Raw genomic sequence first — 19,218 nt, 5'->3', positions numbered from 1 at the left:
AGCTGAAAAACCCGGGCTGGCAAACCAGCCCTTCAGTACACTCGACTTCGACTAAACCAACGGAGAGACCGCTGTGGATACCCTGTTTACCAAGATCATCAACCGGGAAATCCCGGCGAAGATCATCTATGAGGATGACCAGGTCCTGGCCTTCCACGACATTGCTCCACAGGCACCGGTTCACTTCCTGGTCATTCCAAAGAAACCGATCCGCACCCTCAATGACCTGACCGAGGACGACAAGCGACTGGCTGGGCATATCTTGTTCACCGCCCAGCGCCTGGCCCTCGAGCTGGGTTGCGAAGAAGGCTTCAGGGTGGTGATGAACTGCAATGAACTCGGTGGGCAGACCGTCTATCACATTCATATGCACGTGCTTGGACAGCGCCAGATGAATTGGCCACCGGGCTGATCCCTGATCCAACGCAAATCCCCAGCGGCCGATTGAGTTAAACTGGCCGCCGAGATTTTTCCCGGAGGTAAGCATGACTACCCAACGTCACTACTCGCCCATCGATCGCCTGCTGCTGCAGGCCGACACCGCGATGCGTACGCTGTTGCCCTTCAGTGGCCAGCCGTACCGCCCATCGCCGGCCATCGTGCAGCCGGACGTACAGATGAGCGATGAAGAGACTCGCCATGTCGCCGGACTGATGCGCATCAACCATACCGGTGAAGTTTGCGCCCAGGCGCTCTACCAGGGCCAGGCGCTGACAGCAAAATTGCCGCAGGTACGCGAAGCGATGGAACAGGCCGCCGAGGAAGAAATTGACCATCTGGTCTGGTGTGAACAACGCATTCGCCAGTTGGGCAGCCACACCAGCGTGCTGAATCCCCTGTTTTATGGCATGTCGTTCGGGATCGGCGCCGTGGCAGGCCTTATCAGCGACAAGGTCAGCCTTGGTTTTGTCGCGGCGACCGAGCATCAGGTGTGCAAGCACCTGAATGAGCACCTGCAGCAATTGCCCGTCGAGGATGACAAGTCCCGGGCGATTCTTGAGCAGATGCGTGAAGATGAAGAGCACCACGCCGAAAGCGCTCTGGAAGCCGGCGGCTTCCGCTTCCCGGCCCCCGTCAAATTTGGCATGAGCCTGCTGGCCAAAGTCATGACCAAGAGTACTTATCGGATCTGATAGCGAAAGCGGAACGAGGCCTTCCAAAACGAAAAAAGGCGGCTGTCCATGGACAGTCGCCTTTTTTCATAGCCGAAACTTTAGCGCGGCATATTGCGCGCGTAAAAAATTTCCAGCATTTCGTGCTTGACCCGCTCTTCCACCTGCCCACGCTGTTCAGCAGACAGATTGCTCGTGGCGTCGCCGAACAGGTAGTTATCCAGCTCAAAGTCCTTGAGCAGCATTTTGGTGTGGAACAGGTTCTCCTGATACACGTTCACGTCCGTCATCTGGTACGCGTCGCGAGTGTCTTCGGAGAGGTAGTTCTGGATCGAATTGATCTCGTGATCGATGAAGTGCTTGTGGCCTTCCACGTCCCGGGTAAACCCACGCACGCGATAATCCACGGTCACGATATCGGAATCGAATTGGTGAATCAGGAAGTTGAGTGCCTTGAGCGGTGAAATGACCCCACAAGTCGACACGTCGATGTCCACTCGGAACGTAGCGATGCCATCCACTGGATGGATTTCCGGATAGGTGTGGACCGTGATATGGCTCTTGTCGAGGTGGGCCAGGATAATTTCAGGCAACGGGCCCGGGGACTCTTCGATCTGGCTGTCGGTCGGTGTCACCGGCTCTTCCGAAATCAAGATAGTCACGCTGGCGCCCTGGGGCTCATAGTCCTGACTTGCGATGTTCAGGATGTTGGCACCAATGATATCGACAACTTCCGTGAGAATCTGCGTGAGGCGCTTGGCGTTGTACTCTTTATTGATGTACTCGACGTAGGCCTGCTGGTCTTGCGGGGTTTCCGCATAGCAGATGTCATAGATGTTGAAGCTCAAGGTCTTTGTCAGGTTATTGAACCCATGGAGCTTGAGTTTGCTTTTCACCGTTTGAAAACTCTCTGTGTATTGCGGCCTGGCCGCGTGATCAAGCATGCCCGTCAGATGCGAACGACGCACCTGCGTAGGACGGTTAACACCTCTTCGCGATGGCGATTTTGGTTGTCTGTCCAGGCAAGGGACCGGCCGCAAGCCGATCACTGCCCTGAAAAAAGTGGCGCATTATGCAGACGTCAGCTTCTGATCGCCAGAGCTTGCACCGCTTTTGTGATGGTTGGATGTCGATTCAACCCAATTCGATGATTTCATAATCGTGAGTGATTTCAACACCGGCGGCGCCGAGCATGATCGAGGCCGAACAATATTTCTCGGCCGACAGCTCGATGGCGCGCTTGACCTGGGCCTCTTTCAGCCCCCGGCCCTTCACCACAAAGTGCATATGGATCTTGGTGAAAACCTTCGGATCCTCGGTCGCCCGCTCGGCTTCCAGGAAGGCTTCGCAACTTTCGACCGCTTGGCGCGACTTCTTGAGGATGCTGACTACATCGAAATTGCTGCAGCCACCAACACCCAGCAGCAGCATTTCCATTGGCCGAACACCCAGGTTCCGACCTCCGGCGTCCGGCGGGCCATCCATGACGACCACATGACCGCTGCCCGACTCACCGAGGAACATGGCTTCGCCAGCCCATTGGATGCGTGCCTTCATCGTCAAGACTCCACTGTCATAAAAAGGGGGCGCCAGCTTAGCACAGCCCCCGGTAATGGCTGCTCCCGCCTGAGGGCGCCCGGCGCAGATTACACTCGGTAAATTCTCAAATTAATTAAGACGCCTCTGTTAAGCTGGCGCCCAGTCGCTGGCGTATGGCCAGCTTTTGCGATAGCTATTCGCCTTCATAACAATCAGACCACCAAACTGCGCAGTTTTTCGGGACACAACCATGGTTGCCATTACTCCCACGTCCAAGATCAAGAACCTCGACAAGCTCTTGATGCATTGCCAGCGTCGCCGCTACCCCGCCAAGCACAACATCATTTGTGCGGGGGACCGTTCCGACACGCTGTTCTTCATCATCAAGGGATCAGTCACTATCCTGATCGAGGACGATGAAGGACGGGAGATGATCATCGCCTACCTCAATTCGGGGGACTTCTTCGGCGAGTTGGGTTTGTTCGAACAGGCCGGCAAGGAGCAAGAGCGCAGCGCTTGGGTGCGGGCGAAAGTCGAATGCGAAGTCGCAGAAATCGGCTACAGCAAATTTCGGGAGCTGTCGCAGCAGGATCCGGACATCCTTTTCGTCCTCAGCGGACAAATCGCACAGCGCCTGCGCAACACCACGCGCAAGGTAGGCGACCTCGCCTTCTTCGACGTAACCGGTCGTGTCGCCCGTTGCCTTTTGGACCTGTGCAAGCAGCCCGACGCCATGACCCACCCCGACGGGATGCAGATCAAAGTGACGCGTCAGGAAATCGGCCGAATTGTCGGCTGCTCCCGCGAGATGGTTGGCCGTGTGCTCAAGGACCTGGAAGAACGCAACCTGGTCAGCGTCAAAGGCAAGACGATGGTGGTCTTCGGCACCCGCTAGAGACTGTCCAGCAGTTCCTGGTACAAAGTCTCGAGTCGCTCCAGGGCGTGGGGCGCGGGAAATTTTTCATGAAGGGCAATATGGCTCTCGGCACGCACGCGTTGCTCCAGGCCACAGGCTTCATTGAAACGATTGACCGCCGCGACCATGGCTTCGCGCTCGTCGTCCAGCAGTAGTGCGCCATGCACCAGCCCTACCGGACGCTGCCCTCCCTTGCTCTGTCGCCAACGCTGGGCGGTGCCTACCATCTTCCGACCGTCCAGATTGACATTGAAGCGCCCATCACAAAAGGCGCCCGCCACTTCCCCTAGCGACGCCACCCCGCCCAATTCATCGAGCAACTGGCAGATGGGATCGCATAACCGACGATAGGCGGTTTCGATCCGCCCATGATCACCTTCACTGCGCGGCGGTGCGTAGACCAGCGCGATATTGATCGTCGCGGCTGATTGAGGCACCGGCTCGCCGCCGGTTTCGCGCAGGAGTACCGGCCAGCCATGGGCGGCTGATACTTCGCAGGCGATGTCGAATCCCGGCAAGCGACTCAGGCGACGCGGCATGACCAGCGCGCGGTCATTCGGTTGCCAGAACAGCAAGCCGGACTCAGCGTCACCGGCGCAAACGCTCGCCAGCAAGTCCTGTTCGGCTTGCAAGCCGTTTTCGACAGTAAAGGAAATGGCGGGAGACATTCGTTCAGTCCAACGTCGAGCCAGTCACCGGAACGCTGCGCTCGGGAAAGAACAACCGTTGCAACTCCATGCCCGGGCTTTCGGCCCGCATGAACGCTTCGCCCACCAGGAACGAATACACGTCGCTGATTTCCATCAACTCGACATCGGCCCGGTTGAGGATGCCGCTTTCGGTGATGACCAGCCGATCACGGGGAATTCGCGGCAACAGGTCCAAGGTCGTTTCCAGGTTGACTTCGAAGGTGTGCAGGTTGCGATTGTTCACGCCGACCAGCTTGGTATCCAGGGTCTTGAGGGCCCGTTCCAGCTCTTCGCCGTCGTGGACTTCCACCAGCACATCCAAGCCGACGCCCTTCGCAACCGCGGCCAACTCGGCCATCTTCGCGTCGTCCAGGGCGGAAACGATCAACAGCACGCAATCGGCGCCCAAGGCCCGGGCCTCGACGATCTGGTACGGGTCGATCATGAAATCCTTGCGGATCACCGGCAGCTTGCATGCCGCCCGCGCCTGCTTGAGATAGTCGTCGGCGCCTTGGAAGAAATCCACATCGGTCAGCACCGAAAGGCAGGTCGCGCCGCCGTTCTCGTAGCTCTTGGCGATGTCGGCCGGAACGAAATGCTCGCGAATCACACCTTTGCTCGGGGAGGCCTTCTTGATTTCGGCAATCACCGCCGGCTGCTTCTTCTTCGCCTGTTCGATCAGCGCCTGGGCAAAGCCGCGAGGCGCATCGGCCGAACGTGCGAGGTTTTCCAACTCGGCCAAGCTGACCCGGGCACTGCGCTCGGCGACTTCCTGCTTCTTGCGAGCCAGAATGTTTTCCAGAACCGTTGGCACGCTCATCCTTCATTCTCCACTTTGAATACGGCGGTAAACGCGCCCAATTCTTCCAGTTTTTCACGGGCCAGGCCGGTGTGCAGCGCATCATGGGCCAACTCGACACCTTGCTTGAGGCTGCTGGCATGATCGGCGGCGTACAACGCGGCACCCGCGTTGAGCACGATCATCTCGGCTGCCTTCTGGCCGTTCTCGGTCTTACGACGCCCCAAGGCATCGCGGATCAATTCCAGCGACTGGGCCGGGCCATCCACTGCCAGCCCATGGAGGCTCTGGCTCTTCATGCCCAGGTCCTCAGGTTCGACCCAGTATTGCGTAATCTGATCATTTTTTAGCTCAGCCACGAAGGTGGGCGCCGCCAGGCTGAACTCATCCAGGCCATCCTTCGAATGGACCACCAGCACGTGCTTGCTGCCCAGACGTTGCAATACCTCGGCCAAAGGCAGGCACAACGCCTCGCTGAACACTCCCACCACCTGATGCCTCACACCGGCCGGATTCGTAAGCGGGCCGAGCATATTGAACAGCGTGCGCAAGCCCAACTCCCGACGGGGCGCGGCGGCATGCTTCATGGCACTGTGGTGGGTCTGGGCGAACATGAAGCCGATGCCCACGCTATCGATACAGCGAGCCACCTGAACCGGGGTCAGGTTCAGGTAGATACCCGCAGCCTCCAGCAGGTCGGCACTGCCGCTCTTGCCCGAGACTGCACGGTTGCCATGCTTGGCGACAGTGCAACCCGCCGCAGCGACGACAAATGCCGAGGCGGTGGACACGTTGAAGATATTGGCACCATCACCGCCAGTCCCTACCACGTCCACCACGCCGTCCAGCGTCTTGAGTTCGACCTTGTCTGCCAGTTCCCGCATGGTGGTCACGGCGCCGACGATTTCGTCGATGCTCTCGCTCTTCATGCGCATGGCCATCATGAACGCACCAATCTGCGCATCCGTGCATTGGCCAGTCATGATTTCGCGCATCACGTCGCGCATTTCTTCGGTGCTCAGGTCGAGCTGGCCGACGATACGGTTCAGGGCTGTCTTGATATCCATGAAAAGTCCTTAGCGCGTGCCGCCGGTTTGTTTGAGGAAGTTGGCGAACAGCTCGTGGCCCTGTTCAGTGAGGATAGACTCAGGGTGGAATTGCACACCTTCGATATTTAACGTCTTGTGTCGCAACCCCATGATCTCGTCGACCGAACCGTCTTCGAGCTGGGTCCAGGCAGTCAACTCCAAGCAGTCGGGCAGCGTATCGTGCTTGACGACGAGGGAGTGGTAGCGGGTGACGGTAAGCGGATGATTCAGGCCTTCGAATACACCCTTGTCTTCATGAAACACCGGGCTGGTCTTGCCATGCATGACTTGACGGGCGCGCACTACATCGCCACCGAACGCCTGGCCGATCGACTGATGGCCCAGGCACACGCCGAGGATCGGCAGCTTGCCGGCAAAATACTTGATGGCTTCGATGGAAATGCCCGCTTCGGTCGGCGTACACGGGCCAGGGGAGACGACGATGCGCTCGGGCTTGAGGGCCTCGATTTCGGCGATGGTCAGCTCGTCGTTGCGCACCACCTTGACCTCGGCACCGAGTTCGCCAAGGTATTGCACAACGTTGTAGGTAAAGGAGTCGTAGTTATCGATCATCAGCAACATGGCGTAGCAACCTTTTGATTCACTGACTTTAAAAACGGCCGTTGGGGCGGGAAAGCCCTTGGCCACAGGTTGTCGAGGGAGGGCTTCAGTCGCCTGAAGTCTGCTCCGCCAACGCCACGGCACGGAACATCGCCCGACGCTTGTTCAGGGTTTCTTCCCACTCCAATGCCGGCACCGAGTCAGCAACGATGCCACCGCCAGCTTGTACGTGGAGTTCGCCGTTCTTGATGACCGCGGTACGAATCGCAATGGCGGTGTCCATGTTGCCGTTCCAGGCGAAGTAACCCACCGCCCCGCCGTACACACCGCGCTTGACCGGTTCCAGTTCGTCGATGATTTCCATTGCCCGGATTTTCGGTGCGCCCGACAACGTGCCGGCCGGCAGGATCGCCCGCAAGGCGTCCATGGCCGTCAACCCGGCTTTCAACTGCCCGGTAACGTTGGACACGATGTGCATCACGTTGGAATAGCGCTCGATGACCATTTTTTCGGTGAGTTTTACCGAACCGATCTCCGAGACACGCCCGGTGTCGTTGCGCCCCAGGTCGATCAGCATCAGGTGCTCGGCGATTTCCTTGTCGTCCGACAGCAGGTCCTCTTCGAGGGCCCGGTCCGCTTCCCCCGTGGCGCCACGGGGGCGAGTACCGGCGATCGGTCGGACGGTGATCAGGTTGTCTTCGACCCGCACCAGCACTTCCGGCGAACTGCCCACGACGTGGAAATCGCCGAAATTGAAGAAGTACATGTAGGGCGTCGGGTTGAAGCAGCGCAACGCCCGGTAGAGGTCGATGGGCGCCGCCTTGAAGTCGATGGACATCCGTTGCGACGGCACCACTTGCATGCAGTCACCGGCAAGGATGTATTCCTTGATGGTATCGACGGCCCGTTCATAGTCATCCTGGGTGAAGCTGGAACGGAACACCGGATCAGCGGCCGACTGCTTGCTGAAATCCAGGCCTGGGCGCGGCGTGATCGGTTGACGGAGCTTTTCCAGCAGCGCCTGCAGACTTTTCTGACCTTGCTCGTAGGCATCTTCCTGGGAAGGGTCTGCCAGGACAATCGCATGCATCTTGCCGGCGAGGTTATCGAAGACCACCACAGCGTCGGAGACCATCAGCAGGATGTCCGGCACGCCCAGCGGGTCAGGATTCGGGCAGGTGCCGAGACGTTTTTCCACGTAGCGCACGCAGTCGTAGCCGAAATATCCGACCAGGCCACCGTTGAAACGGGGCAGTCCCGGGATGGTTGGCACGTTGTAGCGGGCCTTGAAGGATTCGACGAACGCCAGCGGATCCTCGACGTCGAGGCTTTCGATCTCGACGCCGTCGTGGGTCACGCTGATGCGATGGCCATGCACCCGCAGCACCGTACGGCACGGCAAGCCAATCATGGAATAACGGCCCCATTTCTCGCCGCCCTGCACCGATTCGAGCAGGTAGGAGTTGGGCTGGTCGGCCAGCTTGAGGTAGATCGACAGCGGCGTGTCGAAGTCGGCCAGGGTTTCGCAGGCGAGCGGGATGCGGTTGTAGCCGGCAGCGGCTAGACGCAGGAATTCTTCGCGGATCATGGGGTGCCTCGTGGCAAGAGGAGCTGACAGTCAGGTATGCAAACGCGCCGGATAACCGGCCAGGATCAAGTCAGGCGCGCCAACGCCAGCGGGCCAGGGCCTTCATGACTTTCATCCAGAGTTTGCGAGTGACCACCACGATGGCGTTTCCAGAAGAGGATTGAACAGCGTCGGGCAACGTTATCTCAGCGGCCGGGTCCAGGCAACCGGGAATTAACAGACGCAAGTCATCGATCACCAACGTCGGAAACTCTTCGGCGATCGGCCGGCCATGGTTATAACCGTAGCTCAACGCCACGCACTTGACGCCTGCCGCTTTCGCCGCCAGTACATCGCTGCGCGAATCACCGACGAACAACGACTGTGAGGCCGGGATGTTGGCCATTTTCATTACGAAGAACAGCGCGGCAGGGTCGGGTTTTTTCTGCGGCAACGTATCGCCGCCGATGATCCAGCGGAAATAACGGCCGATTTTCATCTGGTCCAGCAGCGGCGCGACGAAGCGCTCCGGCTTGTTGGTGATCAGCGCCATTTCCACGCCTTGCTTGTGCAGCCATTTGAGCGCGGAACGCACACCGGGGTAGACCACGGTCAGTTCGTGGTTGCCTTCGTAGGCTTCATTGAACAGTTCCATCGCCCGTTCGGCTTCTGCTTCATCGACGCCTTGGGCATCGATGTGGTTGGCCAGGGCCCGACGCACCAGCATCGGCGCACCGTTGCCCACCCACTGGCGCACCGCGTCGATGCCGGCGGGTGGGCGTCCGAGCTTGAGCAGCATGCTGTCCACGGCGGCCGCGAGATCCGGTACCGAATCGACCAGCGTGCCATCCAGGTCGAACATCACCAGGCGCGGCAGGCTGCCGGGAAACAGCTGCTCGAAGCCGCTCATGGACGCGCCAGGGCCAGTTCGGCGCGCATTTTTGCAATCACCTCCTGGTAGTTCGGCGCATTGAAGATCGCCGAACCGGCGACAAAGGTGTCGGCGCCGGCCGCAGCGATTTCACGGATATTGTTCACGTTCACGCCGCCGTCGATTTCCAGGCGGATGTCACGCCCCGAGGCATCGATCAATGCGCGAGCTTCACGCAGCTTGTCGAGGGTGCCCGGGATGAATTTCTGCCCGCCGAAGCCAGGGTTGACGCTCATCAGCAGGACCATGTCGACCTTGTCCATCACGTATTTCAATACGTCCAGCGGCGTAGCCGGGTTGAATACCAGGCCGGCCTTGCAACCGCCTTCGCGGATCAGTTGCAGGGAGCGATCAACATGCAGCGTGGCTTCCGGGTGGAAGGTGATGTAGGTCGCGCCCGCCTCGATGAAATCACCGACGATGCGGTCCACCGGGCTGACCATCAGGTGCGCGTCGATCGGCGCGGTGATGCCGTACTTGCGCAGCGCCGCGCAGACCATCGGGCCGATGGTCAGGTTGGGTACATAGTGGTTGTCCATGACATCGAAGTGCACGATGTCGGCCCCGGCGGCCAGAACGTTGTCCACTTCCTCGCCCAGGCGGGCGAAGTCGGCGGAGAGAATCGACGGAGCAATAGCGAAGGGCTGCATGACGCACCTGTTTTGAGCGAAATCACGATGGCGCGCATTGTATACCTCAAGATTTGGCGCGCCCACCGTGACAGTCGATCAATACGCCGCGCGGTAGATCTTCTCGATATCGGCGGCGCTCAGTTGGCGCGGATTGTTGCGCATCAGGCGCTCGATCCCCGCAGCCTCCACCGCCATGGACGGGATCACGTCCTCGGTCACGCCCAGGCCGCTCAGGCCTTGGGGGATCTGCACCGCGGCGCACAAGGCGACCATCGCATCGACAGCCTCGTCGGCGGCTTCAAGGTCGCTCAGGTGAGCGGTCCTGATGCCCATGGCCTCGGCGATGTCGCGCATGCGCTCGACACAGGCCATTTTGTTCCACGCCATTACATAGGGCAGCAGCAACGCATTGGCGACCCCGTGGGATACATGGAAACGCCCGCCCAACGGATAAGCCAGCGCATGCACCGCCCCAACCCCGGCATTGCCGAAGGCCATGCCGGCCATCAGGCTGGCGGTGGCCATGTCTTCGCGGGCTTGCAGATGGTTAGGGTTGGCGTAGGCCTTGGGCAGAGCCCGGGTGATCAGCTTGATTGCGCCAATGGCCAGTGCATCGGTAATCGGCGAGGCGTTGAGCGACAGGTAGGCCTCGATGGCATGCGCCAGCGCGTCGACGCCACTGGCAGCCGTTACGCCGCGCGGGCATGTGAGGGTCATCTGCGGGCTGACCAGCGCCACATCCGGCAACAGATAATCGCTGACGATGCCTTTTTTCAGCTGGGCGGCCTTGTCGGAGAGGATCGCCACGTTGGTCACTTCCGAACCGGTACCGGCGGTGGTAGGAATGGCGATCATCGGCGGGCCTTTGCGCGGCACCTGATCGACACCGAACATATCCTGCAGCTCGCCGTGGTAACCGGCGTAGACACCCACGCACTTGGCGATATCGATGGCACTGCCGCCGCCCAGGCCGATCAGTCCATCATGGCCACCGTCGCGGTAGGCTTGCATACAATCTTCGACGATGGCGATTTCCGGGTCTGGCATGACCCGGTCGAAAATCTCGTAGTCGCGTCCGCCCAGGTGCTGCAGCGCCAGTTCCACCGTGCCGGACTTGACCAGCGCTGCGTCGGTCACGATCAATGGATTGTCGACGTCCAGGCGCGTCAACTCGGCGGCCAGTTGCTCGATGGCAGCGGCACCGGTGATCAGTTTGTGGGCGATCTTGAATGAGGAAAGACTCATGTGCGCGGCCTCTTGTTCGAGTATGGGCTGGCACAAGGATAGCTCGGGATTGAGGGTTGTCCGCGATTGAGCTCAGATACACCGCAAATTCAATGTGGGAGCGGGCTTGCTCGCGAAAGCGGCGGAACATTCAACATTTATGTCGACTGATACACCGCTTTCGCGAGCAAGCCCGCTCCCACAGGGCCAACGCAGGCCTCAGACCTGGCTGGTCCGCAGCTTCTCGCTACGCCCACGCAACCACTCCAGGGTCAGCAGCAGGATCACCGAGAAGGCAATCAGCAACGTCGCCGCCGCCGCGATGGTGGGGCTGAGGTTTTCGCGGATACCGCTGAACATCTGCCGTGGCAACGTTGCCTGCTCGGGGCCGGCCAGGAACAGGGTTACGACCACCTCGTCAAACGACGTCGCGAAGGCGAACAGCGCTCCAGAGATCACGCCTGGGGCGATCAACGGCAGGGTCACCCGACGAAACGCCGTCAATGGCGACGCCCCGAGACTTGCAGCTGCCCGGACGAGGTTGTGGTTGAAACCCTGCAGCGTCGCCGAGACCGTGATGATGACGAACGGTACGCCCAGCACGGCGTGGACGATGATCAAGGAGAAGAAGCTGTTACCCATGCCCAGCGGTGCGAAAAACAGGTAGCTCGCCACGCCGATGATCACCACCGGTACCACCATCGGGGAAATCACCAGGGCCATCACCAGCGCCTTGCCCGGGAAATCGCCGCGAGTCAGGCCAATGGCCGCCAGCGTACCGAAGATCATCGCCAGCAATGTAGCCGCCGGGGCAACGATGATGCTGTTCTTCAAGGCCCGCATCCACTCCGCCGAAGCGAAGAAGTCGTGATACCACTGCAACGAAAAGCCCTGCAGCGGATAGACCAGGAAGCTGCCGGAGTTGAACGACAACGGAATGATCACCAGCACCGGCAGGATCAGGAACAACAGGACCAGCCCGCAAAGTATGCGCAAGCTGTAGAACCACACCCGTTCGACGGGGGACATGTAAGGACTCAGCATTTCAGATCTCCCCTTAGCTCAGGCGCAGGCGACTGGCGCCCACCAGCCAGCTGTAAATCAGATAAAGCACGATGGTCGCGAGCAACAGCAGCCCGCCGAGCGCCGTCGCCATGCCCCAGTTGATGCTGGTGTTGGTGTAGAACGCGACGAAATAGCTGACCATCTGGTCGTTCGGACTGCCCAGCAGCGCCGGGGTGATGTAGTAGCCGATGGCAAGGATGAACACCAACAGGCACCCGGCGCCGACACCTGCATAGGTCTGCGGGAAGTAGACCCGCCAGAAACTGGCAAACGGGTGGCAGCCCAGGGAAATCGCCGCCCGCATGTAGGTGGGCGAGATGCCCTTCATCACGCTGTAGATCGGCAGGATCATGAACGGCAGCAGGATGTGGACCATCGAGATGTAGACGCCGGTGCGGTTGAACACCAGCTCCAGCGGTTTATCGATGACACCCATGGCCATCAACGCGCTGTTGATCAACCCACCGGACTGCAGCAGCACGATCCACGCCGCCACCCGCACCAGGATCGAAGTCCAGAACGGCAGCAGCACCAGGATCATCAGCAGGTTGCTTTGACGCGACGGCAGGTTCGCCAGCAGGTAGGCCAGCGGATAGGCAAGTACCAGGCAGATCGCGGTGATCACCAGGCCCATCCAGAAAGTACGGGTGAAGATGTCCAGGTAGATCGCCTGGTCGGGGGTGGCTGGCGCCAGTTCGCCGAGATCGTCGATGCGGTGGTCGACAGCCGCCAACAGGTAATACGGCGTGACGTTACTGGTGTTGCGGCGGATCACTTGCCAGTACGCCGGATCGCCCCAACGCTCGTCGAGGCCTTCCAATGCTTCTTTATAAGAGGCGGGCTCAGTCGCGAACGGCAGCGCCCGGGCCGTTTTCGTCAGCAGGCTGCGATAGCCGGCCGATTCCATGTTCAGTCGCTTGGACAAGTCGCCCAGCGTTTGATTTTTGCGGGCTTCAGCCAGGTCTTCGCTGGCAGCCTTGTACACCGGCTCGCCGGGCAAACCACGTCCGTCCCAGGCAGCGACGGCAGCGACGGTGCGCGGCATGGCGCCCACGACTTCCGGGTTGCTGACGCTTTTGAACAGCAGCGCGACGATTGGCACCAGGAACACCAGCAACAGAAACAGTACCAGCGGCGCGATCAGGGCCTGGGCCTTCCAGCGGTTGACCCGCTCGGCGCGCTTGAGCCGCTGCTTGAGGGTGGGGCTGGTGCCCGCGTTCATTGGAACGGCGATGGCCATGGCGAACTCCGCAAATCTTCTTGATCGTTACAGGGGCGGCGGGCCGCCTCTGTTCTGTTGAAACACCCGGGTCGATGAAAGAGCCTGTGGGAGCGAGCTTGCTCGCGATGGCTGCGGCACATTCAAGATTGATGTGCCTGACAGACCGCTATCGCGAGCAAGCTCGCTCCCACATGGATCTCGTCCAGTTTCAGACCGTCGGGTTACTTCGCCGCCCAGGAGTTGAAGCGCTGCTCCAGTTGCTCGCCGTTGTCAGCCCAGAAGCTGACGTCGATCTGCACTTGGTTGGCGATGTTTTCCGGGGTGGTCGGCATGTCTTTCAGGACATCCTTGGCGAGCAACGGTACTGCCTGGGTGTTGGCCGGGCCGTAGGCGATGTTTTCCGAGTAGGTCTTCTGCTGTTGCGGTGCCACCGAGAAGGCGATGAATTTCTTCGCCGCTTCGGCGCGGGTCTTGTCCAGGCCACGCGGGATAGCCCACGCGTCGAAGTCGTAGATGCCGCCGTTCCACACCACTTTCAGATTGCTTTCTTTCTGTACCGCGGCGATCCGGCCATTGTAGGCCGAGCTCATGACCACGTCACCGGAAGCGAGGTATTGCGGCGGCTGGGCGCCGGCTTCCCACCACTGGATGTTTGGCTTGAGTTCATCGAGTTTCTTGAACGCGCGATCCTGGCCATCCTTGCCGGCCAGCACTTTGTAGACGTCCTTCGGCGCCACGCCGTCCGCCATCAGGGCGAATTCCAAGGTGTACTTGGCGCCCTTGCGCAGGCCGCGCTTGCCGGGGAATTGCTTGGTATCCCAGAAGTCGGCCCAACTGGTCGGGGCGGTCTTGAGTTTGTCGGCGTTGTAGGCCAGCACGGTCGACCATACGAAGAACCCTACGCCGCAAGGCTGGATGGCGCCCTTGACGTAATCTTCAGCTTTGCCGAACAGGGCCGGATCCAGTTGTTCGAACATGTCCTCGTCACAACCACGGGACAATTCCGGGGACTCGACTTCCACCAGGTCCCAGGAAACGCTCTTGGTATCGACCATGGCCTTGACCTTGGCCATTTCGCCGTTGTATTCGCCCGCCACGATCTTGCCATTGCCGGCCGCTTCCCACGGTGCATAGAAGGCTTTGACCTGAGCCGCCTTGTTCGCCCCGCCGAAAGACACCACGGTCAGGTCCGGGCCCGCCGCCATCGCGCTTGCCGCACCCATCATGCCCAGTGTCAGGGCTGTGAACTTCAGGGATCTCAACATTTATTGTTCTCTCCACGTGCAGGGTTGGTGTTGGTACAGCAGGGGGCGATCAGTTCGCCTCTAGAAGGGGATCGAGCGCACGCACATGCTCGACTTGCCAGCCAAGCGGAACCACGTCCCCGACGGCGAGCGCGGGATCGAGCTCGGCAATCGGCTGTTTCACGAAGAAGTCATTCTTGCCGCAGACTTCCAGGCGAACCCGGACGTGGTCGCCCAGATAGATGAATTCCGCCACCCTCCCTGAGAAGCGGTTGACACATTGTTCGCTGGAGCCGTTAAGGCTTACCCGCTCCGGCCGGATCGACAGCGTGACCGGCTCGCCAGGCTTGCCTACATTGACGGCCAGGGCCTCGACTTTCTCTCCGCGCCCCAGCTCCACCAGGCAGCGATCGCCGGTCTGGCTGTGCAGGCGTCCATTGAGGCGGTTGTTTTCGCCGATGAAGTTGGCGACGAAGGTGTTTTTCGGTTCTTCGTAGAGTGTGCGCGGCGGGGCGATCTGCTGGATCTCGCCCTGGTGGAACACGGCTACGCGGTCGGACATGGTCAGGGCTTCGCCCTGGTCGTGGGTCACGTAGACCACGGTCACGCCGAGGCGCTGGTGCAGATGCTTGATTTCCATCTGCATGTGTTCGCGCAATTGCTTGTCCAGCGCGCCGAGAGGTTCGTCCATCAGGACCAACTGCGGTTCGAACACCAGCGCCCGGGCCAGGGCCACCCGCTGCTGCTGGCCGCCGGACAACTGCGCGGGATAGCGTTGGGCGAAGCTGTCCAACTGCACCATGCTCAGGACACGCTTGACCCGGTCACCGACGTCGCTCTTGTTCAAGCCGCGCACGGTCAAGGGAAAGGCCAGGTTCTCGGCCACGGTCATGTGCGGGAACAACGCGTAGTTCTGGAACACCATGCCGATGTCGCGCTTGTGCGGCGGCACGTTATTGATGGAGCGGCCAGCCAACTGGATCTCGCCAGCGGTCGGGGTCTCGAACCCGGCGAGCATCATCAGGCTGGTGGTCTTGCCGGAGCCGGAAGGTCCGAGCAGGGTCAGGAATTCGCCTTTGCGAATGTCCAGGTTGAGGTCCTTGACGATCAGGTTCTCGCCGTCGTAGCTCTTTTGCACACCACGAAAGCTGACCAGCACATCGCTGGTCCCCGCGCTTGAATCGACCTGGCTCATACCCGCACCTTTTGTATTGATGACTGCTTGTGAATCAAGCCTAGTGGAGCCTGGGGCCCGCGCAAATCGGGGCGCAGGAGAGAATCACCTCAGCCGGATGGAAGAGTCGGGGTAGGGATTGCCCTACACGGATGGCGGGATTGGATAAATGCAGCGGTGGGTTTCGAGCGGCGAGCTGCAAGTAGGGGCAAAAGCGCTGCTGGGGCGTGTCGCAAATGGATATGCCAACACTAACCCTGTGGGAGCGAGCTAGCTCGCGATGGCGGTCTGTCAGCTACCTATGTGCTGAATGATCTGACGCTATCGCGAGCAAGCTCGCTCCACAAGGGGACGATGATGGGGGTTAGAGCAGCTTGTGCTCCATCGCGTATTTCACCAATTCAGCCAACGAAGTGATGTTGAGCTTCTGCATCAGCCGCGCCTTGTGGGTGCTGATGGTCTTGCTGCTCAAGGCCAACTGCTGGGCGATGTCGTTGACGTTGGCGCCCTGGGCGAGGCGTTCGAAGACCGAAAATTCGCGCTCCGACAATAGGGAGTGCAGCGGCCGGGCGTCGGTCAGGCCAACTTCGAAGACCATGCGGTCGGCCAGGTCCGGATCAATGTAGCGCCCGCCCGCGGCGACCTTGCGAATCGCCATGAGCAGCAAGGCCGGGTCGCTGTCCTTGGTGGCGTAGCCGGCGGCACCGACCTTCAGGGCGCGCGCGGCCATTTGCGCCTCGTCATGCATCGACAGCACCAGGATCGCCGGCGGATTGTTCAGCGCCCGGATCCGTGGGATCGCCTCCAGGCCATTGACCCCCGGCATGGAAATATCCAGCAACACCACTTCGCAGGGCACGTGGCGCAGGGTCTCGAGCAACTGTTCGCCATTGCTCGCCTCCCCCACCACCACCAGATCCTTGGCCAGGCCGATCAACTGCTTGATGCCTTCGCGGACAATGGTGTGGTCTTCGGCTACCAGTACACGGATCACGTTCTTCTCCAGGTTCAGGATCTTCGCGAGCAGGCTCGCTCCCACAGGTTTTGTGTATCCCATCAAGCCTCATGTAATGGCACGCGCACCGACAAGGTCGTGCCCTCCCCCGGCTCACTGTCGAGGGTCAACTGCCCGCCCATGATCAACACGCGCTCACGCATGCCAACCAGGCCAAAGGATGTTGGCCGTCCCGCGTCAGTAATGAATCCTACACCGTCATCGCTGACTGCCAGACACAACTGGTCGTCTTCCTGCACCAGCGTCAACTCTACGGTATGCGCCTGGGCATGGCGCATCACATTGGTCAGCGCCTCCTGGAGTATCCGAAACAGGCCGATGGCCTTGGCGTCGCTCAAGGGCGGCAGGTTGTCAGGTACTTGCACCAGGCAAGGGATCTGCGTACGCGCCTCGAAACGCCGGGCCTGCCATTCGATGGCCGAGGCGATACCGGCGTCCAGGATCGGCGGGCGCAGCGCCGTCGCCACGTCGCGTACCAACTGGAACAGCTGGGCAATCAGGCGCTTCATGCTGTTGAGCCGTTCCTGCAGGCCCGGATCGAGTTGTGCGTAGGCCAATTCACACATGGAAGTTTCAAGCTTCAGTACCGTCAGCATCTGACCCAGTTCATCATGGACTTCCCGGGCGATCCGCGCCTTTTCCTCTTCCCGTACGCTTTCCAGGTGCGCCGACAGTTCACGCAATTGTTCCCGGGAACTGGCCAGCTCCAGTTCGATGCGCTTGCTTTCGGTGATGTCCCAGACGATACCGTCCCAGACGTAGGCGCCATCTTCGAGGCGACGGGTGATCGCCTTGATCTCGGCCCAGCGCTCCAGGCCTTCGCGGGTCAGGATACGTCCCTGCCAAGACCAATCGCTGTCGCTGTCCAGCGCCTGGTCCTGGGAACGGTGATAGCCAGACTTGTCTTCGGGGTGCACCAGACTGCGCAGCCCGGTATCGCTACGGGCCAGGGTTGCCGGGGAATAACCCACCAGGCTTTCGCTGCCTTCACTGATGTAGGCAAAGTCGATCTGTCCGGTCACCGATGCCCGCTCCAGGCGAAAGACCATTCCCGGAACGTTGGCGGCGATGCCCTGCAGGCGCGCCTCGCTTTCGCGCAGAGCCGCCAGCGCACGTCGACGTTCCGTCACATCGTTGAGGTAGACCACCAGGTATTCGGCATCACGAAAACGCAGGAAGCTCAAGGAAACGTCGGCCGGCAGGATGCTCCCGTCCGCTCGCACACACTCGGTCTCGAAACTCTGTGGCCCCTCCTCACTGGCACGGGCACGCTTCCACAGGTTCAGCCAGCGGTCCATGTGCAGGCCCGGCTCGAAGTCGATCAGCGGCCGGTCGATGATCGCGCCCTGCGCGTAGCCGAGCATGGTTTCGGCAGCACGGTTGGCGTAGCGCACATGACTGTCCCAGTTGACCCAGAGGATGCCGACGGTGCTCTGGTCGATGGAAAACTGGGTCAAGCGCAAGGCTTCTTCGCTGGCGGTGCGTTGGGCGATGTCTTCCCGTGCGGCACGCAGGCGACGCTCCACCGAGCGTTGCTGGCGGCGCTGCCAGAATACGATGGCCACGCTGCTGAGCAACATCGCCAGCAGCAACAGCGTCAGGTTCTGCCAGAAGCCCGGGGTCTCGGTCAGGCGCGGATATTTTGGCTTGAGCCAGCGGCTGTGCAGTTGCTCCAGATCCTTCGCCGGGATGGCCTGCAAGGCGCTGTCGATGATCTCGGCCAACTGCGGCCAGTCCCGGCGAGTGGCCACCCGCAGCAATTGCGGCGAACCGATGTCGCCCACCACCGCCAGCTCGGCGAATTCGGGCTCGACCATCAGCCGTCCAAGCTGCGCCTCGTCGACCACCGCGTATCGGGCCTGCTGGGTCAGCAACAGCTGCAAGGCTTCACGCTCCATCGGCACACCCTGCAAATTGAGCGCCGGATAGTTGCTGCGCAGATAGTCGGCCGTGGCACTGGGCATGCGCACCGCAACCCGGCTCTGAGTGTCGAGCTTCTCCAATTCCACGCCTTCGGCGCCTTTCTGCGCGCCGACGATCAGTTGCGGTACACGCATATAAGGGTCGGAAAATTGCCAGAGCCTGAGCCCCACCGGAGTCTGGGTCAGGCCTGGGGCGACATCCACCTTGCCATCACGCACCGCCTCTTCCAGTTGCGCAACGTCCTGAAAGTTGCGCCAGGTCAGTTCGACGTTCAAAGCCTTGCCCAACCACTGCATCAGCTCGACGTTGGTACCGGACAAACGCTGCAAGCGCCGGTCGTATTGCGCGTACGGTGCCTGCAGCACCAGGCCGACCCGTAGCTGCGGATGCTCCGCCAACCACTGGCGCTGGACGCCATTGAGTTGCACGTCATGGGTCTGCGGCGCAGGCGCGGCCCAGGCCATCAAGGGAAGCCATAAACAGCCGATAACCCACAGGCAGCAAAAACGCATCATCG

Annotated in this window: 19 protein-coding genes; 3 read left to right on the top strand and 16 right to left on the bottom strand. The window is 60.6% G+C overall.

Translation table 11 applies throughout. From position 1 onward, the window contains the following. Positions 1 to 73 precede the first annotated feature (73 nt). The gene (locus JMN22_RS19015; RefSeq protein ID WP_202335002.1) at positions 74 to 412 is read left to right on the top strand and encodes an HIT domain-containing protein; all 339 of its coding nucleotides are present in this window, start codon (positions 74 to 76) and stop codon (positions 410 to 412) included. A gap of 73 nt (positions 413 to 485) precedes the next feature. Further along, complete coding sequence (gene coq7 / locus JMN22_RS19010) at positions 486 to 1,133, top strand: 2-polyprenyl-3-methyl-6-methoxy-1,4-benzoquinone monooxygenase (protein WP_202335001.1); 648 nt, start codon at positions 486 to 488, stop codon at positions 1,131 to 1,133. A gap of 80 nt (positions 1,134 to 1,213) precedes the next feature. On the opposite strand, the gene speD is transcribed toward coq7, so the two are convergent. After that, positions 1,214 to 2,008: an adenosylmethionine decarboxylase gene (gene speD / locus JMN22_RS19005; RefSeq protein WP_181287400.1), complete on the bottom strand. Its 795-nt coding sequence runs from the start codon at positions 2,006 to 2,008 to the stop codon at positions 1,214 to 1,216. Between the two features lie 238 nt (positions 2,009 to 2,246). Next, positions 2,247 to 2,669, bottom strand: coding sequence for an OsmC family protein (locus JMN22_RS19000; protein ID WP_008061600.1), 423 nt, complete (start codon positions 2,667 to 2,669; stop codon positions 2,247 to 2,249). A 232-nt stretch (positions 2,670 to 2,901) separates the two neighbouring features. Between JMN22_RS19000 and crp the strand changes: the two genes are divergently transcribed. Continuing rightward, positions 2,902 to 3,546, top strand: a complete 645-nt coding sequence (gene crp / locus JMN22_RS18995) for a cAMP-activated global transcriptional regulator CRP (RefSeq protein WP_030139205.1) — start codon at positions 2,902 to 2,904, stop codon at positions 3,544 to 3,546. On the opposite strand, the gene JMN22_RS18990 is transcribed toward crp, so the two are convergent. From JMN22_RS18990 to JMN22_RS18925, 14 genes are all read right to left on the bottom strand, one after another. Then, positions 3,543 to 4,235 (bottom strand): lipoate--protein ligase family protein, encoded by a 693-nt coding sequence (locus JMN22_RS18990; RefSeq protein WP_030139206.1) that lies wholly within the window; start codon positions 4,233 to 4,235, stop codon positions 3,543 to 3,545. The two genes, crp and JMN22_RS18990, sit on opposite strands and share 4 nt — an antisense overlap. A 4-nt stretch (positions 4,236 to 4,239) precedes the next feature. Further along, the gene (gene trpC / locus JMN22_RS18985; RefSeq protein ID WP_030139207.1) at positions 4,240 to 5,076 is read right to left on the bottom strand and encodes an indole-3-glycerol phosphate synthase TrpC; all 837 of its coding nucleotides are present in this window, start codon (positions 5,074 to 5,076) and stop codon (positions 4,240 to 4,242) included. Beyond that, positions 5,073 to 6,122, bottom strand: a complete 1,050-nt coding sequence (gene trpD, locus JMN22_RS18980; protein WP_202335000.1) for an anthranilate phosphoribosyltransferase — start codon at positions 6,120 to 6,122, stop codon at positions 5,073 to 5,075. The genes trpC and trpD overlap by 4 nt, the downstream gene beginning before the upstream one ends. Before the next feature lie 9 nt (positions 6,123 to 6,131). Next, the gene (locus JMN22_RS18975; RefSeq protein ID WP_202334999.1) at positions 6,132 to 6,725 is read right to left on the bottom strand and encodes an aminodeoxychorismate/anthranilate synthase component II; all 594 of its coding nucleotides are present in this window, start codon (positions 6,723 to 6,725) and stop codon (positions 6,132 to 6,134) included. Positions 6,726 to 6,810: 85 nt separating this feature from the next. Further along, a complete protein-coding gene (trpE, locus tag JMN22_RS18970) occupies positions 6,811 to 8,292 on the bottom strand; it encodes an anthranilate synthase component I (RefSeq protein WP_030139210.1) in 1,482 nt (493 codons plus the stop codon). Between the two features lie 70 nt (positions 8,293 to 8,362). Continuing rightward, the gene (locus JMN22_RS18965) at positions 8,363 to 9,181 is read right to left on the bottom strand and encodes a phosphoglycolate phosphatase (RefSeq protein WP_030139211.1); all 819 of its coding nucleotides are present in this window, start codon (positions 9,179 to 9,181) and stop codon (positions 8,363 to 8,365) included. After that, positions 9,178 to 9,852, bottom strand: coding sequence for a ribulose-phosphate 3-epimerase (gene rpe / locus JMN22_RS18960; protein WP_202334998.1), 675 nt, complete (start codon positions 9,850 to 9,852; stop codon positions 9,178 to 9,180). Before rpe ends, JMN22_RS18965 begins: the two co-directional genes overlap by 4 nt. Before the next feature lie 78 nt (positions 9,853 to 9,930). After that, complete coding sequence (locus JMN22_RS18955) at positions 9,931 to 11,079, bottom strand: iron-containing alcohol dehydrogenase (protein ID WP_202334997.1); 1,149 nt, start codon at positions 11,077 to 11,079, stop codon at positions 9,931 to 9,933. Positions 11,080 to 11,277: 198 nt separating this feature from the next. Then, positions 11,278 to 12,102, bottom strand: coding sequence for an ABC transporter permease (locus tag JMN22_RS18950; RefSeq protein ID WP_030139214.1), 825 nt, complete (start codon positions 12,100 to 12,102; stop codon positions 11,278 to 11,280). A gap of 13 nt (positions 12,103 to 12,115) precedes the next feature. Next, positions 12,116 to 13,363, bottom strand: coding sequence for an ABC transporter permease (locus JMN22_RS18945; RefSeq protein WP_198797827.1), 1,248 nt, complete (start codon positions 13,361 to 13,363; stop codon positions 12,116 to 12,118). Between the two features lie 203 nt (positions 13,364 to 13,566). Then, positions 13,567 to 14,610, bottom strand: coding sequence for an ABC transporter substrate-binding protein (locus JMN22_RS18940; protein ID WP_003206153.1), 1,044 nt, complete (start codon positions 14,608 to 14,610; stop codon positions 13,567 to 13,569). A gap of 49 nt (positions 14,611 to 14,659) precedes the next feature. Next, on the bottom strand, positions 14,660 to 15,784 hold the full coding sequence (locus JMN22_RS18935; RefSeq protein ID WP_030139216.1) for an ABC transporter ATP-binding protein: 1,125 nt from the start codon (positions 15,782 to 15,784) through the stop codon (positions 14,660 to 14,662). Positions 15,785 to 16,127: 343 nt separating this feature from the next. Continuing rightward, the gene (locus tag JMN22_RS18930) at positions 16,128 to 16,757 is read right to left on the bottom strand and encodes a response regulator (RefSeq protein ID WP_122566692.1); all 630 of its coding nucleotides are present in this window, start codon (positions 16,755 to 16,757) and stop codon (positions 16,128 to 16,130) included. Positions 16,758 to 16,819: 62 nt separating this feature from the next. Continuing rightward, positions 16,820 to 19,216: a PAS domain-containing sensor histidine kinase gene (locus JMN22_RS18925; protein ID WP_198797828.1), complete on the bottom strand. Its 2,397-nt coding sequence runs from the start codon at positions 19,214 to 19,216 to the stop codon at positions 16,820 to 16,822. Positions 19,217 to 19,218: the final 2 nt, after the last annotated feature.

Source organism: Pseudomonas sp. HB05, from assembly GCF_016756915.1.
GTDB lineage: Bacteria > Pseudomonadota > Gammaproteobacteria > Pseudomonadales > Pseudomonadaceae > Aquipseudomonas > Aquipseudomonas alvandae.
This window is presented reverse-complemented; position numbering and strand designations above follow the sequence as displayed.

What these genes read in the sequence shown, in the direction of transcription:
- JMN22_RS18935 (WP_030139216.1), bottom strand. Translation starts at nt 15,784, where the DNA reads ATGAGCCAGGTCGATTCAAGCGCGGGGACCAGCGATGTGCTGGTCAGC.
- JMN22_RS18990 (WP_030139206.1), bottom strand. Translation starts at nt 4,235, where the DNA reads ATGTCTCCCGCCATTTCCTTTACTGTCGAAAACGGCTTGCAAGCCGAA.
- coq7 (WP_202335001.1), top strand. Translation starts at nt 486, where the DNA reads ATGACTACCCAACGTCACTACTCGCCCATCGATCGCCTGCTGCTGCAG.
- trpC (WP_030139207.1), bottom strand. Translation starts at nt 5,076, where the DNA reads ATGAGCGTGCCAACGGTTCTGGAAAACATTCTGGCTCGCAAGAAGCAG.
- JMN22_RS18925 (WP_198797828.1), bottom strand. Translation starts at nt 19,216, where the DNA reads ATGATGCGTTTTTGCTGCCTGTGGGTTATCGGCTGTTTATGGCTTCCC.
- JMN22_RS18975 (WP_202334999.1), bottom strand. Translation starts at nt 6,725, where the DNA reads ATGTTGCTGATGATCGATAACTACGACTCCTTTACCTACAACGTTGTG.
- crp (WP_030139205.1), top strand. Translation starts at nt 2,902, where the DNA reads ATGGTTGCCATTACTCCCACGTCCAAGATCAAGAACCTCGACAAGCTC.
- JMN22_RS18940 (WP_003206153.1), bottom strand. Translation starts at nt 14,610, where the DNA reads ATGTTGAGATCCCTGAAGTTCACAGCCCTGACACTGGGCATGATGGGT.
- JMN22_RS18965 (WP_030139211.1), bottom strand. Translation starts at nt 9,181, where the DNA reads ATGAGCGGCTTCGAGCAGCTGTTTCCCGGCAGCCTGCCGCGCCTGGTG.
- JMN22_RS18945 (WP_198797827.1), bottom strand. Translation starts at nt 13,363, where the DNA reads ATGGCCATCGCCGTTCCAATGAACGCGGGCACCAGCCCCACCCTCAAG.
- JMN22_RS19000 (WP_008061600.1), bottom strand. Translation starts at nt 2,669, where the DNA reads ATGAAGGCACGCATCCAATGGGCTGGCGAAGCCATGTTCCTCGGTGAG.
- JMN22_RS18955 (WP_202334997.1), bottom strand. Translation starts at nt 11,079, where the DNA reads ATGAGTCTTTCCTCATTCAAGATCGCCCACAAACTGATCACCGGTGCC.
- rpe (WP_202334998.1), bottom strand. Translation starts at nt 9,852, where the DNA reads ATGCAGCCCTTCGCTATTGCTCCGTCGATTCTCTCCGCCGACTTCGCC.
- trpD (WP_202335000.1), bottom strand. Translation starts at nt 6,122, where the DNA reads ATGGATATCAAGACAGCCCTGAACCGTATCGTCGGCCAGCTCGACCTG.
- trpE (WP_030139210.1), bottom strand. Translation starts at nt 8,292, where the DNA reads ATGATCCGCGAAGAATTCCTGCGTCTAGCCGCTGCCGGCTACAACCGC.
- JMN22_RS18950 (WP_030139214.1), bottom strand. Translation starts at nt 12,102, where the DNA reads ATGCTGAGTCCTTACATGTCCCCCGTCGAACGGGTGTGGTTCTACAGC.